Source organism: Anaeromonas frigoriresistens, from assembly GCF_016820655.1.
Lineage (GTDB): Bacteria > Bacillota > Clostridia > Tissierellales > SIT17 > Anaeromonas > Anaeromonas frigoriresistens.
On record NZ_WSFT01000037.1, the window covers coordinates 71,542 to 93,737 of the forward strand.

Below are 22,196 nucleotides of genomic sequence, written 5' to 3' on the forward strand. Positions count from 1 at the left end.
CTTCATTTAGTTTAACCCCTATAAAAAATGGTCTCTGTTATTTTAACAGAGACCATTTAAATTTCAGATTAAAAATTAATCAAACAAAATCCCTACCTTTAAGTGTAATATCTTAAGAATTACATCAATTGTGTTTATTCAAGATAACACCTAAAATATTCGTATTCAATTTATCTAATATAATCTTACAATCCTTTAAGTTATCAATCTTTGTCTCTTTATATGCACAAACTAGAATAGTTCCATCAGTAATAGTTGCCAATACTGCTGCATCAGCTACTACTCCTATTGGTGGAGAATCTAAAAGTACAATATCATAATCATTTTCTGCTTCTATTAATAAACGTTTCATGAAGTCAGATCCTAATGCTTCAGAAGGATTCAGACATATACTTCCACCAGACATTATATATAGATTTTCTACCTTAGTAGATTGAGTAAACTTTATATAAGAACTAGTATAATCTTTTAACTCATTGCTGAGACCTTTATACTTCGATATATTAAATAATTTATGAATAGAGGGTTTTCTCATATTACAATCTATAAGTAGTACCTTTTGTCCATTCTGAGCCATAGATATAGCTATATTGGATACAATAGTGCTTTTGCCTTCTAAAGGATCTGCACTTGTTACTAATATAGATCTTATACCATTTTTAGTAAGAGTTAATATATAGGTCCTAAGAAGTCTAAAGGATTCATCCACAGAGGTATCTATATTCTCACTATTTCCTGGGGGAAGTTTTGGTATTTTTCCTATTACAGGTAATTGTACTTTCTGTTCTATATCTTTTGATTTCTTTAATGTATCATCAAAATATTCTAGACAATATATCAAAAGTACTCCTATGATAAGTCCTACCAAAATTCCTATTGCTATATTTAGCTTTAAATTAGGTGTATTTGGAGTTTTCGGTATTTGAGCTTCATTTATTATCTTTACTCTTAATGTCTCAGAATTATTATGGACATATTCTATAAATACTTCTGCTATCTCATTTGCAATATCTCGAGAAATAATAGGATCTTTATTTTTTACTTCTATCTTCATAACCCCGGTATTTTGGATTATAGATACAACTGTTTGATTGTCTATTTTTATCAAGCTATCTTCTAGATTCAAATTATCTCTTACTTTACCTATTATTAAACTACTTTTCATAATCTCTTTTAATGTTCTAATCAATTGTTCATTAGTCACAATCCCTATAAAATCTTCATTATCTTTATAATTCTTAACTTCATTTATTATCAAAGTAGTAGTAGATTTATACTCTGTTTTTAATATAAAGATACTTAATAATATACTAAAAACTACTAATACAGATACGGTTAAAGCAATTATCCAAAATCTCTTCTTTAATATATTAACTATGTCTCTTAAATTAATTTCTTCCATTTATCATCACCCCCATAAGTTACTTCTCAATAAATGGTTTTTTATAATTAGGAACTATCTTTTGTAGACAATCAATAATATCCTTATCTTCTCCATTAATTATTAAATCTCTTAATTCTTCTATTTCTTTTAATAATGCTTTATATTCTTTAAAGTCAGGACTAGCTATATATATCTTCTCATGGGTAGTAGTTAATATTCCTTCTTCATCTAATAGTAATTCCTCATATAATTTCTCTCCTGGTCTCAATCCAGTTATAATTATAGGAATATCCACATAGGGCTCAAATCCCGATAACCTTATTAAATCTTCTGCCAATTTCAGTATTCTTACAGGTTCTCCCATATTTAATATGAAGACCTCTCCTCCTGATGCCATAGTCCCCGCTTGGATAACAAGCTGCACTGCTTCTTGTATAGTCATAAAATATCTTATTACTTCTTCATGGGTTACGGTGACAGGGCCTCCTTCTGATATCTGCTTAGTAAATAAGGGTACAACACTTCCATTACTTCCTAGTACATTTCCAAATCTAACTGCCACAAATTCAGTTTGACTTATTCTGTCCATAGATTGGATATACATTTCACATATTCTTTTAGATGCCCCCATAACATTAGTAGGATTCACTGCTTTATCAGTAGAGATTAATACAAACTTTTTTACTTGCATTTTATCTGCTGCATCAGCGACATTAATCGTTCCGAAAACATTGTTTTTTATAGCTTCCTTAGGATTATCCTCCATCAGAGGAACATGCTTGTGAGCAGCTACATGAAATACTATATCGGGAGTTAAATTTTTCATAACTTCATTTATTCTCTCTCTATCTCTAATAGATGCAATTATAATTTTTGTATTTATATCTTTGAATTTCCTTTTTAGTTCATTCTGTAAATCATAGGCATTATTTTCATAAATATCTAAAATAATAATTTCCTTGGCGTGAAACTTTGCAATTTGTCTACATAACTCAGAGCCTATAGATCCTCCTCCCCCAGTCACTAGTATTTTCTTATCTCTTAAATAATCACTTATCTCTTCTACATTTAATTCCACTTCTTCCCGTCCTAACAAATCCTCTATTTCTACATACCTTAAATAATTTATACTTTGTTTACCTTTTATATATTCAGATATGGTGGGTAAAATCTTTAGTCTACATTGGCTTTTTTTACATTCCTCAACTATTTTCCTGATTTCATTCTTGTTTGCTGATGGAACAGCAATTATTATCTCATCAATATTCTTTCTATCTACAATTTCTTGAATATTATGTCTTTCCCCTACCACAGGTACTCCACTTATTCTTCTTCCTACTTTCTTCCCATCGTCATCTACAACTACCACAGGTTTATATTTCAATTGATTATTATTTTTAAGCTCTTTTATAATTCTTGCTCCAGCATCTCCTGCCCCAAAAATCATAACTCTCTTTACATTACTCTGTTTGCTAAAACTAATATTCTTTATTTTTCTTAATGTCCTATAGCTTAATCTACTACCACCAATAAATAAAATATCAAAAATAAAAAGAAGTATATATATGCTTCTAGGAAATTGAGCATCTATTAGGACTAGATATATTAGAGATATAAAGTTAGAGATTAGTACAGACATCACTATTTGACTTAATTCTTCTATACTTGCATATTCCCACAGGCTTTTGTATAACCTTAGATAGGTGAATATAATGAGCTTTATTAATGTTATAATGAAAAAACTTTCTCGAATTTGATTGAAATATAGTGAAGGAATATTACCCTCAAATCGTAAATAAAATGATAAATAAAGTCCTAGATTAATTAAAATAACATCTATAAAAAATAAGATTATTTTTCTCATTCTTCTATTCATATTAAAACCCCTCTAAATTTCTTTTTCTTTCATATAATCTTCTTATTCAATATAATATGTGTATATTAAAATAATGGTACCTATCTTATCTAAATGAAGAGGGGTTATCCTTATAATTCTTTTTAATAAATATTTAGAGATGTTTTTGTATAATAGTTCTAAAGACTTTATTCTTTCTCAATCCCCCGGCTACTATATCTCCATTTACTAAATGAAAATGAGCATTTCCTTCGATGAGTATAGGTCCTGTATCTGTTATGCCTATATCCCATCCTACTAATCTAAGCGTAGGAATATAGCTTCCCGCTTTTATAACAAACTCTTTCACCTTATCAAAATGGGGTATCTCAAAGCCCTTTAATGTAATCCTAGAGTCAGGATGTAAAGTATACTCTTTTCCACCTAATTTCAAAGGAGTAAATCCTTTAGCTAAAAGTCTACCAGATTCTAAATCTACAGGTACCATAAAACCTCCACTACTTGCATTATCTACTATACCTCCCTTTATTCCAAACTTCATCATTGCTGACATTATTTCGATTTCTCCTTGCTCATTATAAAAAGTATGGATTCTTACTGTATTTAAACTACTAGGATTTACTTTACTCAATACTTCATTTTGAATAACAGTTTCCTGGAACAAAAAATCCTGGGTTTCTATTTTCTTATATAACTCTTTTAATTGATCTTCCTGTTCCTTAATATTTTTTATTTTATAAGTATTCTTTCCCCCAAGGCCATCCAGAGGTTTAATAAATATTGATCCAATTTGTGAATTCTGTAAGATAGTATTAATAACTTCTTTAAAGTAACTATAACTTTCCACAGAATATCTTTTATTAAAAATAAAAAAGTTTTTATTAAAACTATAAGCTAACATTCGTGGCATTGATATATTACAGTAGGAAAAGTAATTCTGAAAAATTAGTTTGTTTTCTAAAATATCTATGTCCTTTGAATTATTTAGCTTAGATTTAAGTTTTATTGCCGTTTTATGACTAATATGATCTAAATATCTGTTATTATCTTTTCTATATAAAAACCCTGTAAAATAATAGTAGGGTATTGTTCTCTCTCTTATCCAACATCGGATGAGTTCATAACATATTTTATATAAAGGCTTTCTTTTTTTATCTTTAATAAAATATTTAAAATCAGTTATTGCACTATCAATTTTTCCTCCCACAATATCCCTCCTCCCTTACTTTAAAATCATTTTTCATTATTATGAAAGTTTTCAATATATTCATTTCTTAAAATCCCCATAATAATTCTATCTCTAAATTCTCCATGGGAAAAAATATCCTTTCTAAGAATTCCTTCAATCTGAAAACCTAACTTTTTATTTAATCCTATAATCTTTTCATTATTAACCCAATTATAAGTGTAGATTTTATTTAAACCAATCTCCATAAATGCATATTCTAATAGAACTTTTCTGCTTTCTTTTGCATAACCCTTACCCCAATACTCTTTTTCTCCTATCCCTATATACATTTCAGCCTTTGAAGATTTGTTATTTATATCTAATAATCCTGTATATCCTATTGGCTTTTCACTTTCTAATAAACATATAATAAATTCTTTTCTACTATTATCAGAAGTGATTTTATTCAACCATTGTTTAGTAGATATTTCTGAGATTGGATAATCAAAATTCAAAGTTTTTCTTACTTCATTATCATTAATCCACTTAACTTTATGTGGAATATCCTTTTCTTCCATTCCTCGTAAAAATACTCTATTTCCTAATAGCACATTAGTCACCTCTTAATATCTATAAAGGACAATTATTATAATTGTCCTTTATAATTAATATTTATATAACTTAATTCCTTCTTTTAATTTTTTCACTACATAATCAATCTCATCAATTGTCAAATTATTATGGAAAGGTAATGCTATAGTAGAATTACTTATTCTTTCAGTTATAGGAAAATCATTTTCTTTGAATCCAAACATTTCCTTCATATAGGGTTGTAAATGTATAGGAGTAAAATATGGTTTACATCCAATTCCATTATTAGTTAAATACTTTAATACACTATTTCTACCAATATTACTGTCTAATCTTACAACATAAACAAACCAACTCATTCTCGTTGTCTCAGAATCAATATAGGGTACTGTAACTCCAGTGACTCCTTCTAATTTTTCATTATACAAGTTTGCAACCCTTTGTCTCTTTTCTATTATTTCATCTAACCTTTCCATCTGCACTACACCTAGAGCTGCCTGAAGCTCATTCATTCGATAGTTATATCCTAATCTATCGTGATGAAGCCAAGTTCCTGTAACTGCTCTACCTTGACTTCTTAAGCTTCTACAAAGGTTAGCTATTTCATCACTATTAGTTAGAATCATTCCACCTTCTCCAGTTGTTATCTGTTTATTAGGATAAAAGGCAAATACTCCACAATCACCTAAGGTTCCTGCCTTAATCCCCTTATTTTCTGATCCAATAGCTTCACAGGAATCTTCAATAACTTTAAGATTATTTTTATTAGCTATCTTATTTACTTCCTCCATATTTACCGGCTGCCCAAAAACATCAACTACTAAAATTGCCTTTGTTTTTTTAGTTATCTTTTCTTCTATCTTATTTATATCAATGTTCATTGTATTTTCATCTATGTCTACAAAGACTGGTTTAGCCTTTTCAAATAAAAAGCAATTAGTTGATGCAACAAAACTAAAGGGAGTAGTTATAACTTCATCTCCTTCTGTGATACCTAAAGCCTTAACTAATAAATGAAGACCACTAGTTCCACTGTTGACCCCTATAGCATGCTTTACTTGAAAGTATTCAGTAACTTTTTGTTCAAATTCCTGAATTTTAGGACCGATACTTAAATACTTGGATTTTAATACTTCTACCACCAAATCAATTTCTTTTTGTGTTATATCCGGGCCCGATAAGTTTACCTTCATATTTTCACCTCTTAATCAATCTTACTTTGAATATTATAACCCTTATATCTTTCTGAAGTCTTTGATACTCCCCAATGAAATAACATAGCAGGAGAAAAGGGATTACAGATATATTTTTTTGGTAAAAAGTTACTATTAATGATATTTTTTATACCAACCTTATTTAATATAAAATTAATTAAAGTTATTAGGAAAAACATACTGTAGCAAAATATATGTTTATAGTTACATATTAATCTTTTTATAGATTTATTTTTCTTATAGTATTCTTTAAAGGATTTAAATGATTTTTTAGACATCCTCTTTTTTATTCTTCTTAAACTAGAATTACTATAATTAAAGCCTAGACCATTTTTTCGGAATCCAAATAGTTCTCTTTTTACTCCCTTTTCCTCTACTATTCTTCGAGGAATAGGTCTATCATAGTCATTACCTAAAGACCACTTCTCCATTTCCTTAGAATTGCTTATGTTATGAATTAATTTATAATTAGTACAACCAAACATAGGTAATGGTATATAAATAAAACCAACTCTAAATCTAAATTCATATAATGAGTTGGGTATAGGGGGAGTAGGTAGTATACTTGAACTAATCCTTTTATCGTTTTTGTTCCAAACTGAATCACCATAGTATCCAGTTAACACCATCTTTTGTTGAATTCCTTCTTCAAATGATGCCATAACTATCGATGAACCTAATTCCCCGGTTGATAAAAACTCAGCTTCCCCAAAATTATTATTTTCTAGATATTCATTGGCACTCTTTTTTATAATATTTTCATAACCTAATAGTCTAGCAATTTCCTCACCACTGTCTTCTCTATATTTTTTAGGATGATTAAAGGTTAGAACTGTCTTACACCCTAATTCAGCTGCTAAAGCAGAGCAGGCTGCTGAATCATATCCTGTGGATATAGTACTTATGAGATCATATTTAATCTTTCTTTTATCTGAAATAGCATTATTAGATATGTTTTTAAGGCTAGTAAGCAAAAAATCATAATATTCTTTATAGGTACTAAACTTTACAGAATTAGATTTAAGAGTTTTATTAATATTTAGCTCTTTATCTATTAATAAGTTACAATAATAATACATCTCTAGCTGTTGATTTCCTTGTAGCGGTATATACTCTGATCCCAATGAAAAATCTGATTCATAAATAGAATAGTCTAGATCCAATTTTTCGTTAGTCATAGTTAATACAAATACTAATGAATTGGATATATATAATTTATCCTTCTTCCTTATGATATGTAACCGTTCAACAATATGGCTAGGTGTAGAAAAAACTACATAGTTATTTTGTATTTTTCCCCCGGACCCCATCAATAAAGAAGATTTATCAAATTCACCCTTCTCAAATTCTCTATCCCATGCTCCTTCTACAAAAAAATTCGAATTAGTTTCAACCCATTCTCCATGAAAAACATCAATGTAATCATTATTTTTCTTCATTATTGCTACCCAAGATAGCTTAGGTAATGTATTACTACAGTGATAAGCAAATTCCATAAATCTCACTCCAATATACAATTAGTATTTAGTTCACTATTACTCTTAACTGTCACTACGTCGTGTTTCATCATATAAATATTCTCTCTATAGTTACCTATATTTTCACTGTTTTCTAATCCAATTAGGTTGTTTTTTATATAAAAGGGAAAATTAGCTCCACATTCATAGGCTAGTAAATAGCCCCCACCAAACCTAGGGTTTATCTCAGAGATATAGTATTCATCCCTTATCTTAAATACATCTATATCTATAGGTCCAACTAGCTTTAGATTAGTAACTAAATCCTCAATAATGTTAAACAGCTCATTATCAGCTATTGATAGGGCTTTATCTGTCTCTCCTGAACGCATTCTAAGCTTTTCTTTAATAAAGACAGATGTAACTTTCTTACTAATAAGATCCACATACACATCTACTCCAAGCTCTTTTCCATCTAGAAACTCTTGGATTAGCATATCTTGATTCCTTTTCATAACTAAAGATAGTTCCTCTATATTATCTATTACTTTAGCATCTATACTTGCACTTCCCTTTCTTGGTTTTACAAAAACAGGAAACTTTATTTTATTAAGTCTATAATCAGCTTTGAAAGACTCTATGTCAATATATGTTTCTGCACATTTTAACCCACACTTTTTAAGAAATTCAAACATTCGAAATTTATCAAAACAGGTTAATACAGCCTCCTTATCAGACACTATTACTTTTACATCTAATTTTTCTAATTCACTTTTCCATTGAGATAAGAGACTCAATTCTGGATCAATAAGAGATAAGACTGCCCCTATACCCTCTTTCTTTATAATTTTCTTTAATGCATCTAAATAACTCTCATCATCAATCCTTGGTACTATATAACCTTTATCTGCAATATATAATGCCGGTGCTAAAGGGTCACAATCTGTTACGATAACTTTACCTAAGCCTTTAAATTCTGCCAAAAAATATTCTATTAGTTTTGTGCGTCTACCTGCACTAGTGAGCAGAATATTCATTTTTAAATTCACCTCACAATTATCAATTCTCATGAACTTTAACTTCTTTTTATTTAAATCTATCACTATGACTAAATACTAAGGGAATACCACCAGTGTGAATGAACAATATCTTTTTTTTCTTAATGTCATATTGCCCTAAGTACTTCAACATTCCCCAAAATGCTTTACCAGTATAAACCGGATCAAGTATTATTCCATCTTTCATGCTAATTTCTTTTATGACTTTAAGTATCCCGTCATTGAAATCTCCATACCCGCCACAAATATAGTCATCAATAAAATTAATTTTTTTCTTATCTATAAAATTAGTCAGAGCAAATTCTTCATTATATGCTTTTATGCTTTTGAATATCTCTTCTTTACCTCTCAATTCATTTCTTGCAATACTTATTCCTATAATCTTTTCTGTTTCATTTCCAGTGAAATGGTTTCCAATAATTAAACCTGCCTGAGTAGTTCCTGTTCCAGAAGCTAGAAATATATAATCAAAAGAAATATTAAGTTCTTTTTTTTGTTCTTCAATTTCATTATAGGCCTCTACATATCCCTGGACTCCACAATTACCATGTCCTCCTCCAGGAATAAAATATGGATTTTTTCCTTTATCCCTAAGTCTTTTCATATGGTATTCAATGGTATTATTAACTTGATCTTTTTTAGTCCATGCTACTTCTGCATTAAATAGATGATGTAAAAAATTATTATGATTATGAGATGCATCATCTAATTGAGCTAAAATTAGCAAACAAGGTATATCTAATATCGAGGCTGCTGCTGCAGTCATAATACAATGATTAGAATGAATTGAACCATAGGTTACTATATAGTCATAAGAATTTTCCAAAACTTGCCCCATAAAAAATTCTAGCTTTCTAGCTTTGTTACCACCAAAGGCCAGGCCTGTCATATCATCTCTTTTTATATAGATATCATTGTTATATTTACTATTTAGCTTATATAGGGGAGTTTTACCTACAACTAGTTGAACCTTCTTCACCAAATCTCAATCCTTTCCACTATATATATTCTCCTTCATTAAAACACAAAGAAAAGTAAGATATATGATTTTTATATCTAAAAATATATTTCTATTTTTTACATATTCAACATCCAGTTTTATTCTTTCATCCCAGTTTAAGCTATTTCTTCCTAATACTTGAGCATAGCCTGTGATTCCTGGTAAAACCGAAAATCTTATTTTTTGTTCATCATTATAATCTTCATATTTATAGGGATGATATGGAACTGGGGGTCTAGGACCAACAAAGCTCATTTCTCCTCTGATTATATTGAACAACTGTGGTAATTCATCAAGACTTGTGATTCTTAGTAAGTAGCCTATTTTTGTAATTCTTTTATCATTATCACTAATAAATATACCTGCCCCTATTTTTTCAGCATTCTTTATCATTGTTCTAAATTTATAGATAACAAAAGGATTTCCATGTTTTCCTAGCCTTTTTTGTTTGAAGAGTATAGGACCTCTAGATGTTGTTTTAACTAAAATTGAAATTAGTAATAGCAAAGGAGATAATATAGTCATTAATATTACACTAAATACCAAGTCTAAAAATCTTTTTATCCTATACATCTTATCTCTCCTCTCAAAACAACAGCCTTAATACACTATATTCTTCTTAGGGTTAAGTTGCTAATAATATATTGAGCAATAAAAAATGCAAACAAGAAACCTGTTTGCATTTTTTATTTATATATTATTTTTTAACAATTGACTTTCTGGGACATTCTTTTCTACTTTTGCTGGGTTACCTATGACTATTTTCCCTGAAGGAATATTTTTGGTGACAACACTTCCTGCTCCCACAAAACCATCTTCTTCTATAACTATCCCAGGGAGAATAGTAGCATTAGCACCTATCCTTCCACCCCTTTTAACTGTAACTCCTTTAAATTGTTTAAACCGCTCTTCTGATCTTCCGGCAAAATTATCATTGGATGTTATTACTCCTGGTGCAATAAAGACATAATCTTCTAGAAGAGAATAAGCAGTTATATAGGAATTTGTTTCTAGTTTACAATAGCTCCCTATGTAACAATAATTCTCAATTGCTACGCCTCTCCCTATAATTGTTTTTTCTCCAATTTTCACCTTTTCTCTTATAGAAGATAAATCAGCCAGTAAACAGTTTTTTTCAATATAGCATCCAGCATATATTATTACATTTGTTCCTATAATACATCCATCTTCTATTACACAAGGGGGCTGTTTATTGTCACCAGTAACCGTACTAGTAATCGCCTTCATTGGCTGTTTACCTATTACAGAATTATCATCTATCCTCACATTATCTCCTATTTCTGTTCCCTCATATACAGTTACATTATTTCCAATCCTACAATTTTCACCGATTACTACTCCTTGTTCTATTATTAGATTATTTCCTAACCTTGTATTCTTTCCAATTATTCTATTAGAGAAAGTAACTTTCATTTCATCTCCCCCTCTAATATATATATCAGTTTTTTGGCAATTTGATCACGATCAAATTTCTCTGATAATTTCAACGAATTCTCACTCATGGTTTTTCTTAACTCTTTATTATTTTTTAACTTCAATATAGTTTCCTTTATCTTTTCTTCATCTTTGTCATTTATATAAAATCCAAATTTATATTCCTCCATAAGGCTAGTAATCTCACCTGTAGTGTTTATTAACATAGGTTTTCCCATTAATATATAATCAAAGAATTTATTCGGTAAAGCATCCTCACCATTCATAAGTTTTTTGCCTTCTTTGTTGAATTCTAATTCTGATTGATATGCAATATCAAATAGTTCTATTATATTTACAACTTCAAATTGGCTATACTTTCCCACTAGCTTTATATTTGTTAATTGTTTATCTTTAATTTCTTTTTCCATTCTATTTCTTTCTTTTCCATCTCCTGCTATAAGAATTACTATATCTACATAATTGTTTAATACTTTAGCCATTTTGATAATACTATCTATATTATTTGTAAATCCTAATGTTCCTGCATATCCTATAACAAACTTATCCTTTAGATCAAACTTTTCAATATAAATATTAATTTTATCTTCATCTAATCCATTTTTTAAGTACTTCCAGCTTCCTATAGGTAATACAGATAATTTATTAGAATTAATATTATATTTAATTTTTACTCTATTAGCCATGGAGTTTGAAATTGCAACTATATGATCTGCTTTCTTGTACACAAAACTACAAAATTTTTCTAAAATTTTTATTATTACTCTATTTTTTACTATTCCAAAATCTTCTATATATTCTGGCCATAAATCCCTAACTTCAAATACAAAAGGAATCTTATTTCTGAATTTTGCTACTAAGGCCGGAATAGCAATAGATAAAGGAGTAGAAGTAGCAAAAACAATATCATAATCTCTTTTCTTCATTAAATATAAAGATGAATAAACCATAAAGAGAATAAAAGAAATTATCCTCTTTATATAACTCATATTTTGAGAATAACTTACATTTATACTTACTACATCTATACCATCTATATTAATAAAGTTTATCTTCTTATCTCCCAAGGAATATTTCTTCCCAATTCTTCGTGAAGATGTAACCATAGTAACTTTATGACCTTTTTCAATTAGTTTCTTTGCGAAGGTATAACTTCTAGTCCCTCCTGATATTTCTGGCGTAGTAAAATATTGATGTAAATAAAGGACATTCATCCTATTTCACCCCACTAGTTAAATAATTTCTTAATATCAAATCCACAATTAAAGATATAATCTATTACAGACATATTCTTTATAAATTCTCCCCATAGTTGTTTATACTCTTTTACTTGAAAATCTGAGTACACTAAATTGATATTATTTTTATCAAATAATTCCAAGTCATTATATGCTTTTGCTCCATGACCGGATAAATAGGTATCAGCATTTAGATATTTACAAATATTAACTATCCTTTCACTTTTATCTCCTTCTATATCTAAATCTGATAGTAATATCATTTCTGTTTTTATATCTAAAACTTCACAAATCATTTTTAATATATTTATATTCAAATCACTTATAGTGTCATAATCCTTCATTACATTCTCTTTAAGGAGATAAAAAAAATCATCGAAATATTTACTTCTTTTGTAGTATTGTTCAATAATTCTTAAGTGTTTCTCCTTCCATCCTAAGTCATCCTTTGTGTGAACTTCGTTGATGTTAGACTTTAAATTGTATTTATAGTCAACGGGTATAGTTAACCACTGTAGCCCTTCTGGTGTTTTTATTTGATTTCTATTAATATATCCTCTCTTTATATACTGAAGATCGTCAGCTATTATAAAGATATCGCTCTTATATATTTTATAAAAATAACCTAACCAAGGTATATAATTAGGTTGATGCAATGAAACAATCATAAAATCCCTTCCTTTTTAATCAATAACTAATCTTATAACCTCAAAAACTTCCGCATAATCACATCCTATTTGCACCCCCCTTGTTCTGGCTAAGTTAAATATAAAGCCCTCAGTAAAATAAACTCTATTTTTTTGAGATTCGTAAGCTCTAAGAGCTTTTGCTTTCATCTTAATATTATACTCTTGTAGTTTTACAAAACATGTTGTATCTATAGTTAAATTATTCCAAGGTAGTTCATAGCCTAATATTGTTGTGTTTTTAAATGCCCTTAATCCTTCTTTAGCAATAGTTATATGATCCTGATGGATATCATGGAGGGAAGGTAGTAGTACTAAATCTGGTTTAATATTTTTTTTGAACTTAATTAAATCTTCTAATATATTTTGTCGCTTTTCATGAAAAGTCCTTACTTCATAATTTAATATAAAAAGATTTTCCTCTTTGATACCTAATATTGATGTAGCTTTTTTTACTTCCATTTTTAAAATATCTTTAGGATATTCTTTAGGAACTGATTTTTCTGCTGAAGAAAAAGCTATATAATAAATTTCACTTCCTATATCCTTTAGTTTAGTAATAAAACCACCACATCCTAATTCTCCATCATCTGTATGGGGGGATAAAATTAAAACCTTATTATACATTTATATATCACCTAACTCTCTATACACATGTAAAAGTCGTCCTTCTACTACTGACCAATTATATTTCTTTTTAAATGCTTCAAATCCATTACTCCCCATTTCTTTCATTAAATCTCTATCTTTACATAACTTGATTAATACCTCACCTATCTCCTGAGGATTCATAGGGTTAGCATATACTCCACAATTTTCAGACTCCAGTATAGTTCTATGAGCTGGGTTATTACTTGAATATATAGGAATCCCACATTGCATATATTCAAATAGTTTAATAGCACAAGAATGTAAATTCCTTTTATCAAGGTAATCATTTACCATACCAAAATCACTCTGCATCATCATATTTATAACTTCACTATGTTCTTTTTTCCCTAGAAATGCTACTTCCTTTGATAAATCCTTTTTCCTTATGATATCTTTACAATAGTCTACAAATCTATCACTATACCAGCCTATAAATATCATAGCTATTTTGTACCCTTTATTTTTTACTATGCTATTTGCTTCAATTAGTTCTATAATTCCTCTTTCTTTATAGATGCCTCCTGCAAAAATTCCTACAATATATCCTTTATCCTTTAAGGCGCTTATATAGCTATCCTCTTTATGAATAATATCTTCATTGTTAACTGCATAATTAGGCAAAAGTGCAGTTTTACATCCCCAGGATTTAAATTTTTCTACTAATTCTTCATTAACTGTTATTACATAATCAGTCTTTCTGGCAAAATATTTTTCTAACCTATATATGGTATGAAATAAAACTTTACTAATTACTCCTTTATACCTTTCAGCAAAATGTTCAGGATGGTACTCATGAGAATCATAAATAAGTTTTGCGCCATATTTTCTTTTTAACAAGTAGCCTATAACTAGTGCATCTGGTTCATGACAATGATATATATCTGCTTTACACTTTAAAGCTTTTCTATATAAATCCTTTACAGGTTTGAACCTATCTTTAAAGGAATTACTCTTTCTCTTTTTAAAACCAATTATTTTAACTCCATCAATCTCATCAAGCTCTTTATGATATGGACAAATAATTGTAATATCTTTAAATCCGTTATTTAACAAAGTCTTTACTTCCTTAGTAAATATACGACCATCTGTAGGTTCATGACCTGTGGTCAATATACATATTTTCATCACTATCTCCTGCCTTTCTCCCTAAGTAAGGGGATATAGAAAGTAAACCAATAAAAGTAAACATCAATCTATTATCATTTAAGCTGCCTGATACATTTGCATTAATTAGTAAATATAAAAATACTAATATTAACCCCATTTGCAAATGGTCAATTCCTTTAAATTTATTTTTAAATATTACCCACCCTTTATAAAAAGAGGTTCCAATCCACCATGTAAAAATTCCAAATCCTAATATACCTAACTCACATAATATCTCTAAAAATATATTATGGGGATAGTCTCTCACATCAAATCCACTATAAAATATAGGAAAGCTTCCTACTCCATTACCTATTAAAGGTTTATCCCCCCACATTTTTAGAGCAGTTATATATCTATCAATCCTGCCTAAAGCTGAAGTATCTTTACCTATAGATAGAATTAATTCAGATAGCCTACTTATTACTACATCAAACATACCTAGTCTCCCTAATACAATAATGATAGGGACCAATATAATCGTTAGTACTATCACCTTTTTCATACCATTTCTTAAATATATACTGATTCGATTAGACGTAGATGAAAATATAAAGTATAGAAATAATACCACTACAATAGATAATACTGGCATTTTACCTCCTGAAATAAGGAGAGCTATGGACATCTGTAGAATTGCTAAAATAAATAATATAGACTTAAATCTTTTATTTTCATTAATGAAATATAAAAATACTATAATAATGCCTATCCCTACTGTTCTACCTAAAGCCAAGTAATTTGATCCAAGAACAGAAATGAAACTCCAATTCCCTTTTTGAACAAATATAAATTGGTATATAGCCACTCCGCTCATTATCAATCCCAAAAAAATTATTGTATTTAAAAATCGCTTTAAAGAATCTTCGTTCTTGATTAGAAAAAAAACTCCTAGAAAGGCCCAACTAGTTATTATTAGAAATCTTAAGACTTTATCCAATGAATAAATAGTACTTGGAGTATAAAATAAACTGCCTAGGAGCACTGCAATAAATGTTAAATATATAGCTATGTCATGTACATACTCTTTTAATAAAGAAGGCTTAATAATCAATCTTTTAGCAGATATCAATATAGATAAAGTAAAAAAAAGTATGGTCACATCTAAATAATCCGGTAAAAAAGTTAAAGAGGATTTAAAATTTCCCGCTAGAAGAAACAATGCAAAAATAACTTCACCTCTAAAAATACTATTAATTTTATTTATAATATTAATAAAACTTCTTCTCACTTATCCCACTCCATAGCTTTTTTGTCATATACATATAGAGATAGACTCTTTTCAAATTAAATTTATTCTGATATTTTAATATATGTCTTATATTCGATTTAGTTACTTTACTAAGCTTTAATCAAAAAGAGAAAGATGCCTATAGGCATCTTTTTCTTAAAATAAACTCTTTTATATATTTAACAAGTAATTTTACTTCTTCAATTTTTAATAGATAACATAATACCAAGTAAATAATACCTCCACTTAAGATTGTTAATATCAAAAATATTAAACTAAGTATATTACTACTTCCTATATTACTTAAGAAGGTATTTAAAAAGTAAACAAATATACCCATTACTCCGGCTGAAATTCCTAACTTCCCCAAGTATACAGTATAGTATTTTAGGCCTATACCTCCAATTTTCCTTCTTAAGTTAAAAAGCAATAATAAGGCACCAGATATCTCAGCAATACTAGTTCCTAAAGCTAAACCTACATGAGCCATAGTTTTGACTAAAATTAGGTTTAAAATAATATTGATAATTACGGTTAAGACTCCATTTTTCATAGGAGTTTTAGTATCTTTAAAAGAATAGAAGGTCTTATTAAATATATTCCTTAAGCTCATTCCTATTAATCCAATTGAGTAAAATACTAAGGCTAAAGAGGTCATCCGGGTAGCATTACTATCAAATGCACCTCTTTCTAAAAGTAATTTTATTATAGGTGTAGAAAGTATCATTATTCCAACAGTTGTTGGGATAATAATTAATAAAATTATATTCATTCCCTTCTTTAATATTGACTGAGCTGAGTCTATATTCCTATTGGAAAACTCTTTAGATAGCATAGGATATATAACTGTAGTTATACCTATAACAAAAACATTTAAAATTAATGAATTCAATCTATTGGAATAGTTTAAAGCTGATATACTTCCTTTTGTTAATTCTGATGCTAATGTTTTATCTACGATACTATTTATTTTATCTACCATTGTTCCTATAACTACAGGAGCAATAATATATAAGGTATTTATAATATCTTTATCTTTGAAATTTAGTTTTGGTTTATAAGAGTAATTAAGCTTATGTACGGAATAAGCCTGTAATAAAAATTGAGAGGATACTGCAAAGACTGAAGCTATCATTAATCCTCGTATACCAAACCTCTCTGAATAAAATAAGAGAAATATAATAAAAACAATATTATATGGTATTCCAATGGCAGCAGTAGTATTAAATTTTTCTTTCCCTTGTAAAAGACCAGAGAAAATACTACTACAAGCTATAAAAAAAACCATCGGTACCCCTATTTTTGTTAATTCAACTGCTAATATAAACTGATTTCCTTTAAATCCTTTAGCAAATACTTTTACTAATAAAGGAGCACCAAACCAAGTCATCAATGATACTACTAAAGCAAATAATATAATTATATTAAGGAGATTACTTATATAATTATCTGTATTTTTAAGAGAACCTGATTCAGTTTTACAATTATATCTAATTTTATTTCCTTTTCCCGATATAGTTATGAAGCCTAAACTCTTAAATCTATATATAAAATTTTTAGTAATAGAACTTTCTTCTGTGCCAGATATTATTGGTACCAAGGTGACAGATAAACCGTTACCTATAATACCTATAAAAAAAACACAAGCTGTACTTGCCACAAAATAGGCATCAGTTTCCATACCGGAACCAAACTTTGATGCTATTAAAATATCTCTAAAGAATCCTAGAAATTTACTAATTAATAAAAACATCATTATTAATATAGCAGATTTAGCTACTTTTCTTGTTTCATTTATAGCTTTCATCATTTAAACTCTAAAGTAGATACATTACCTACAGGGAATAATATTTTTTTGCTATAATATTGAGATTTATATGCTGCTAGAACTATTTCTAAGGATTTTTTTCCTTCTTCTCCAGTTATATAGGGTTCTCTATCCTGTTTTATTGCATCAATCGTATCCTTAAATAAAGGAGTGTGTCCATCTCCATATACACCAGTAGTATAGATTTCCTGATTTTCAACATCACTTTCTATATTCTCTTTATCTTCAAAATTCCATGTTTCTATCTTATTAACTGCTATACCGCCTATCACAGCTGTACCCTTTTCTCCAAATATACTTAAGGTCTCTTCTAAATTTTCTGGATATACACAAACGCTTCCCTCTACCATACCTATAGCTTCATTTTGAAACCTTATTATTATTACACCAAAGTCTTCAGCCTCTATATTTCTTAGGAAATTTCCTGTATTAGCATAAACTCTATCTACCTTACCTCCTAACATCCATTGTAGAAGATCAATATTGTGAATACACTGATTCATCAAGGCACCACCATCTAACTCCCAAGTACCTCTCCAATCTGATTGCTTATAATAATTGTCATCTCTATTCCATAATATCCTAGCTGTACCATTTACTATTTTTCCAAATCTCTTTTCTTCAATTGCTTTTCTTAATTTTTGTATAGGTGGATTAAATCTATTTTGATAGCATACAGTTAGCTTCAAGTTTTTCTTTCTACTTGTTGATATCATTTCTTCAGCATCTTCTAAGGATAATGCCATTGGCTTCTCAACTATCACATGCTTACCCCTATTCAAACAATCTATAGTGATTTTAGCATGATAGCCGCTTTGTGTTGCGATAGCAACAACATCTATGCTTTCATCCTTTAACATTTCTTTATAATCTAAATATTTCTTTATATTATTATTGATATTTGATTTATTAATGGATAGGATTTCATAATATTTATCTATTGTAGCTTCCATTTTCTTATCCTTATGATCACATACAGCTATAAGCTCAACTTCCCTATGATTATTTGCTATTGCTTCTGCATGCTTCTTAGATATTCGTCCACATCCTAATATAGCAAACCTTAGTTTACCCATTCATAATCACCCTTCTCAACTATAAAAATCTAATATAACTACAACTTATAAATCCTTTCTCGATTTACTTTTATATCTTTAGTTACATTTCTTGTATCAAATACTATTTTAGAATTCTCTACAATATATTGATATTCATAGCAGGAATGATCTGTCACAATTACTGTTATATCCACAGACTTAAGAAACTCTTCCGTAAGATCCTTTGACTTATATTTAATCCCATTATGAGTAAATTCAGAAACATAAGGATCATTATATTCAACTACTGCTTTTTCTTTTCTTAGATAGTCAATTATTTTTAATGATGGAGATTCTCTTAAATCATCAATATCTTTTTTATAGGTAGCTCCAATCAATAATACTTTAGATCCATTTATCGGTTTGCTATATTTATTTAATATCTTCATAATTCTCTCAACCACATATTGAGGCATATAATTATTAATCTCTCCAGCCACCTCTATTAGCTTTGTATGATAATTATATTCTCTAGCCTTCCATGTTAAATAATAAGGATCTATTGGTATACAATGTCCCCCTATCCCCGGTCCTGGATAAAAGGGCATAAATCCATAGGGTTTTGTCTTAGCTGCCTCTATAACCTCCCAGATGTCTATTCCCATCTTTTCACATAATATTGTCATTTCATTTATCACTGAAATATTTATATTTCTAAAGGTATTTTCCAAAATCTTCTCTATTTCTGCTACCGCTGGACTACTTACTTTATGAATAGATCCTTGTAAAAATTTTTCGTATAATAATGCTGCTAATTCAGTACAGTTTTCAGTTACTCCTCCTACTATTTTAGGAGTATTTTTAATATTATATTGTTTATTCCCTGGATCAACCCTCTCAGGAGAAAATGCAAGAAAGAAATCTTCTCCACATTTAAGGCCGGTAGCTTCTAAAATTGGCTTTATCACTTCCTCAGTTGTTCCAGGGTAAGTAGTGCTTTCTAAAACTATTAACATCCCTCTTCTTAAATACTTGGAAATATCTCTAGTTGACTGTTCAATATAGGAGGTGTCTGGCTGCTGGTGTCTATCCAAGGGTGTTGGCACACAAATCATTACACAATCTGCCTTAGATAAAACACTATAATCAGTACTAGCTTCTATCATATTTTTATCTACAAGTTCTTTTAGATCATCATCAACTATATCTCCGATATAATTGATCCCATCATTAACCATATCTACTCTTTTTTGCTGAATATCTATTCCTATAACTTTATAGCCAGACTTTGCCTTTTCTACTACTAAGGGTAACCCCACATATCCTAATCCTATTACAGATAAAATGGCAGTTTTATCTGTAATTTTTCTCTTTAAAAGATTAGTAACTTTGGTTTTCTCTCTTACTTTAATTTTATAAAAATCTTTAATTTTTTCAATTATATAGTCTTGTTCCTCTTCTTCTAATTCAGGAAATAAAGGTAATGCAAGGGTTCGTTCAGAAACATATTCACAGTTTGGAAAATCTCCATTTTTGTAATTTAAATTTTTATAGGCTTTTTGTAAATGTAATGGGATAGGATAATATTCTGCTGTGTCTATTCCATTATTTTCAAGATACTCTTTTAGCTCTTTTTTTTCAGCTAATTCAATAATATATAAATGATAGACATGTTTAACTCCTGATTTTTCTACTGGTAATTTGATTGGTAAGTCTTTTAAGAATTCATTATATCTATGGGATAATTCCCTTCTTTTTCCATTCCAGTCATCCAAGTATTTTAATTTAACTCTTAAAATAGCTGCTTGTATTTCATCTAACCTACTGTTATATCCTAAAATTTCATTAGTATATTTTATTTTCTGTCCATGAAATCTTAGCATTTTTAATTTCTCTGCGATATTATCATCATTGGTTAATATCATACCTCCATCTCCATATCCTCCTAAATTCTTAGTAGGAAAAAAAGAAAAACATGAAGTATGACCTATCGATCCTATCTTTGATCCATTATATTCAGATCCTATTGCCTGACAAGCATCTTCTATCACGATGAGATTGTTCTTATTAGCAATTTCCATTATCTTATCCATATTTGCTGGATTTCCAAATATATGAACTGGAATGATGGCCTTCGTTCTCTCAGTAATTTTCTCTTCTATTTTATTTTCGTCTATATTATAAGTATCTAAATCAATGTCAACAAATATAGGTTTAGCTCCTACTTGAGATATGGCTTCAGCTGTAGCAATAAAAGTAAAAGGAGTAGTTATTACTTCATCTCCTACTCCAATATCATAGGCTCTTAAGGCTAATAATAATGCATCTGTTCCATTAGCCACACCTATGGCATGTTTCACTCCAATAAAGTTACATATCTCCTTTTCAAAATTATCTACCTTAGGACCTAGTATAAACCTAGAACTATCAAGAACCTCTTTTATTCCCTTATTAATTTCATCTTTTATAGTTTTATATTGTCTATTAAGCTCCAATAATTTTATATCCATATACTTTTCTCCTTACTTAGGATTTATTTCATTTTTCTTTCCTGATGTGAGTATATTATTCATATTAAATATATATATAGGGATAGTGATTTCTGGCAGCTTATCTAATGTCTCCTTTGACAAGCTATCTAGAGTATCAATTATCTTATCAATACATTCTTTATTAATACTTTTTAATTGCCCTTGTGAAAGTGAATTTTCATCCGATTTTACTTCAATTTCATTTTTATTTCCAGATATATTAACAATAGATATTTTAATTTCAGGATGTTTTTCTTCTTCTATTGGTTGATTATAATCTTTCTTTTTATTTTTATTATTTTTATTAGATTGGTGTGGAAGTACTTCCTTATAATTAGGACTAATTTTGCTATATTTCATATTACTTTTAGATTTACTAATTTGTATTTTTATACCTTCCATACTTGTAGCTTTAGATAAATCTATATTATTATTTATTGATTTTACCTGGTCAAACTTAATCATATAACCATCCTTTCCCATAGGTTACTAAGGCTAAAAAAGATATTTCTATATCCATGATATTCCTAATAAAAAAAGATGTGAAATAAAAAGGGACCATAAGACTAAACTATAAAGTGGACCCCATGTCAAGGACATTTAAAAAAAAGAGCTTAGATAGTACTCTTATGTCACATTTGTGATATAAGGGTACTTTTTATGCTT

The 22,196-nt window shown here is 28.9% G+C and carries 19 protein-coding genes; all 19 read right to left on the bottom strand.

The window, feature by feature from the left end:
• Positions 1–124 precede the first annotated feature (124 nt).
• The 19 genes from GOQ27_RS10105 to GOQ27_RS10200 all read right to left on the bottom strand — a co-directional run bounded on the left by GOQ27_RS10105 (position 125) and on the right by GOQ27_RS10200 (position 21,995).
• Positions 125–1,402 (bottom strand): tyrosine-protein kinase domain-containing protein, encoded by a 1,278-nt coding sequence (locus GOQ27_RS10105; protein WP_203366738.1) that lies wholly within the window; start codon positions 1,400–1,402, stop codon positions 125–127.
• Positions 1,403–1,421: 19 nt separating this feature from the next.
• The gene (locus GOQ27_RS10110; RefSeq protein ID WP_203366739.1) at positions 1,422–3,260 is read right to left on the bottom strand and encodes a polysaccharide biosynthesis protein; all 1,839 of its coding nucleotides are present in this window, start codon (positions 3,258–3,260) and stop codon (positions 1,422–1,424) included.
• 133 nt (positions 3,261–3,393) lie between these two features.
• Positions 3,394–4,446, bottom strand: a complete 1,053-nt coding sequence (locus tag GOQ27_RS10115) for a sugar-transfer associated ATP-grasp domain-containing protein (protein ID WP_203366740.1) — start codon at positions 4,444–4,446, stop codon at positions 3,394–3,396.
• A gap of 26 nt (positions 4,447–4,472) precedes the next feature.
• Positions 4,473–5,018, bottom strand: a complete 546-nt coding sequence (locus tag GOQ27_RS10120) for a GNAT family N-acetyltransferase (protein WP_203366741.1) — start codon at positions 5,016–5,018, stop codon at positions 4,473–4,475.
• Positions 5,019–5,072: 54 nt separating this feature from the next.
• Positions 5,073–6,191 (bottom strand): DegT/DnrJ/EryC1/StrS family aminotransferase, encoded by a 1,119-nt coding sequence (locus GOQ27_RS10125; protein ID WP_203366742.1) that lies wholly within the window; start codon positions 6,189–6,191, stop codon positions 5,073–5,075.
• 11 nt (positions 6,192–6,202) lie between these two features.
• Entirely contained in the window at positions 6,203–7,708 is a 1,506-nt protein-coding gene (locus tag GOQ27_RS10130) for a hypothetical protein (RefSeq protein ID WP_203366743.1), read from the bottom strand.
• 5 nt (positions 7,709–7,713) lie between these two features.
• Positions 7,714–8,718: an ATP-grasp domain-containing protein gene (locus GOQ27_RS10135; protein WP_350445899.1), complete on the bottom strand. Its 1,005-nt coding sequence runs from the start codon at positions 8,716–8,718 to the stop codon at positions 7,714–7,716.
• Between the two features lie 37 nt (positions 8,719–8,755).
• The gene (locus GOQ27_RS10140; RefSeq protein WP_203366744.1) at positions 8,756–9,706 is read right to left on the bottom strand and encodes a 1-aminocyclopropane-1-carboxylate deaminase/D-cysteine desulfhydrase; all 951 of its coding nucleotides are present in this window, start codon (positions 9,704–9,706) and stop codon (positions 8,756–8,758) included.
• 6 nt (positions 9,707–9,712) lie between these two features.
• On the bottom strand, positions 9,713–10,300 hold the full coding sequence (locus tag GOQ27_RS10145; protein ID WP_203366745.1) for a sugar transferase: 588 nt from the start codon (positions 10,298–10,300) through the stop codon (positions 9,713–9,715).
• 117 nt (positions 10,301–10,417) lie between these two features.
• Complete coding sequence (locus tag GOQ27_RS10150; protein WP_203366746.1) at positions 10,418–11,161, bottom strand: acyltransferase; 744 nt, start codon at positions 11,159–11,161, stop codon at positions 10,418–10,420.
• A complete protein-coding gene (locus GOQ27_RS10155; RefSeq protein WP_203366747.1) occupies positions 11,158–12,396 on the bottom strand; it encodes a glycosyltransferase family 4 protein in 1,239 nt (412 codons plus the stop codon). The genes GOQ27_RS10150 and GOQ27_RS10155 overlap by 4 nt, the downstream gene beginning before the upstream one ends.
• Positions 12,397–12,410: 14 nt before the next feature.
• On the bottom strand, positions 12,411–13,088 hold the full coding sequence (locus GOQ27_RS10160) for a WbqC family protein (protein ID WP_203366748.1): 678 nt from the start codon (positions 13,086–13,088) through the stop codon (positions 12,411–12,413).
• A 15-nt stretch (positions 13,089–13,103) separates the two neighbouring features.
• A complete protein-coding gene (locus GOQ27_RS10165) occupies positions 13,104–13,733 on the bottom strand; it encodes a PIG-L deacetylase family protein (protein WP_203366749.1) in 630 nt (209 codons plus the stop codon).
• Positions 13,734–14,882 (bottom strand): glycosyltransferase family 4 protein, encoded by a 1,149-nt coding sequence (locus GOQ27_RS10170; RefSeq protein ID WP_203366750.1) that lies wholly within the window; start codon positions 14,880–14,882, stop codon positions 13,734–13,736.
• Positions 14,851–16,134, bottom strand: a complete 1,284-nt coding sequence (locus tag GOQ27_RS10175) for an O-antigen ligase family protein (protein ID WP_203366751.1) — start codon at positions 16,132–16,134, stop codon at positions 14,851–14,853. Before GOQ27_RS10175 ends, GOQ27_RS10170 begins: the two co-directional genes overlap by 32 nt.
• A gap of 139 nt (positions 16,135–16,273) precedes the next feature.
• Positions 16,274–17,941 carry a murein biosynthesis integral membrane protein MurJ gene (murJ, locus tag GOQ27_RS10180; protein ID WP_203366752.1) on the bottom strand — a complete coding sequence of 556 codons (1,668 nt, stop codon included), beginning with the start codon at positions 17,939–17,941 and terminating at the stop codon, positions 16,274–16,276.
• Positions 17,941–19,038, bottom strand: coding sequence for a Gfo/Idh/MocA family protein (locus GOQ27_RS10185; RefSeq protein WP_203366753.1), 1,098 nt, complete (start codon positions 19,036–19,038; stop codon positions 17,941–17,943). The genes murJ and GOQ27_RS10185 overlap by 1 nt, the downstream gene beginning before the upstream one ends.
• Before the next feature lie 38 nt (positions 19,039–19,076).
• Positions 19,077–21,509, bottom strand: a complete 2,433-nt coding sequence (locus GOQ27_RS17615) for a nucleotide sugar dehydrogenase (protein WP_484477118.1) — start codon at positions 21,507–21,509, stop codon at positions 19,077–19,079.
• A 12-nt stretch (positions 21,510–21,521) separates the two neighbouring features.
• Entirely contained in the window at positions 21,522–21,995 is a 474-nt protein-coding gene (locus tag GOQ27_RS10200; RefSeq protein ID WP_203366754.1) for a hypothetical protein, read from the bottom strand.
• Positions 21,996–22,196: the final 201 nt, after the last annotated feature.

Excerpts from the sequence above, each read along its gene's own strand:
- GOQ27_RS10155 (WP_203366747.1), bottom strand. The coding sequence starts at position 12,396 with ATGAATGTCCTTTATTTACATCAATATTTTACTACGCCAGAAATATCA.
- GOQ27_RS10145 (WP_203366745.1), bottom strand. The coding sequence starts at position 10,300 with ATGTATAGGATAAAAAGATTTTTAGACTTGGTATTTAGTGTAATATTA.
- GOQ27_RS10125 (WP_203366742.1), bottom strand. The coding sequence starts at position 6,191 with ATGAAGGTAAACTTATCGGGCCCGGATATAACACAAAAAGAAATTGAT.
- GOQ27_RS10165 (WP_203366749.1), bottom strand. The coding sequence starts at position 13,733 with ATGTATAATAAGGTTTTAATTTTATCCCCCCATACAGATGATGGAGAA.
- murJ (WP_203366752.1), bottom strand. The coding sequence starts at position 17,941 with ATGAAAGCTATAAATGAAACAAGAAAAGTAGCTAAATCTGCTATATTA.
- GOQ27_RS10110 (WP_203366739.1), bottom strand. The coding sequence starts at position 3,260 with ATGAATAGAAGAATGAGAAAAATAATCTTATTTTTTATAGATGTTATT.
- GOQ27_RS10170 (WP_203366750.1), bottom strand. The coding sequence starts at position 14,882 with ATGAAAATATGTATATTGACCACAGGTCATGAACCTACAGATGGTCGT.
- GOQ27_RS10150 (WP_203366746.1), bottom strand. The coding sequence starts at position 11,161 with ATGAAAGTTACTTTCTCTAATAGAATAATTGGAAAGAATACAAGGTTA.
- GOQ27_RS10105 (WP_203366738.1), bottom strand. The coding sequence starts at position 1,402 with ATGGAAGAAATTAATTTAAGAGACATAGTTAATATATTAAAGAAGAGA.
- GOQ27_RS10185 (WP_203366753.1), bottom strand. The coding sequence starts at position 19,038 with ATGGGTAAACTAAGGTTTGCTATATTAGGATGTGGACGAATATCTAAG.
- GOQ27_RS10200 (WP_203366754.1), bottom strand. The coding sequence starts at position 21,995 with ATGATTAAGTTTGACCAGGTAAAATCAATAAATAATAATATAGATTTA.
- GOQ27_RS10160 (WP_203366748.1), bottom strand. The coding sequence starts at position 13,088 with ATGATTGTTTCATTGCATCAACCTAATTATATACCTTGGTTAGGTTAT.
- GOQ27_RS17615 (WP_484477118.1), bottom strand. The coding sequence starts at position 21,509 with ATGGATATAAAATTATTGGAGCTTAATAGACAATATAAAACTATAAAA.
- GOQ27_RS10130 (WP_203366743.1), bottom strand. The coding sequence starts at position 7,708 with ATGGAATTTGCTTATCACTGTAGTAATACATTACCTAAGCTATCTTGG.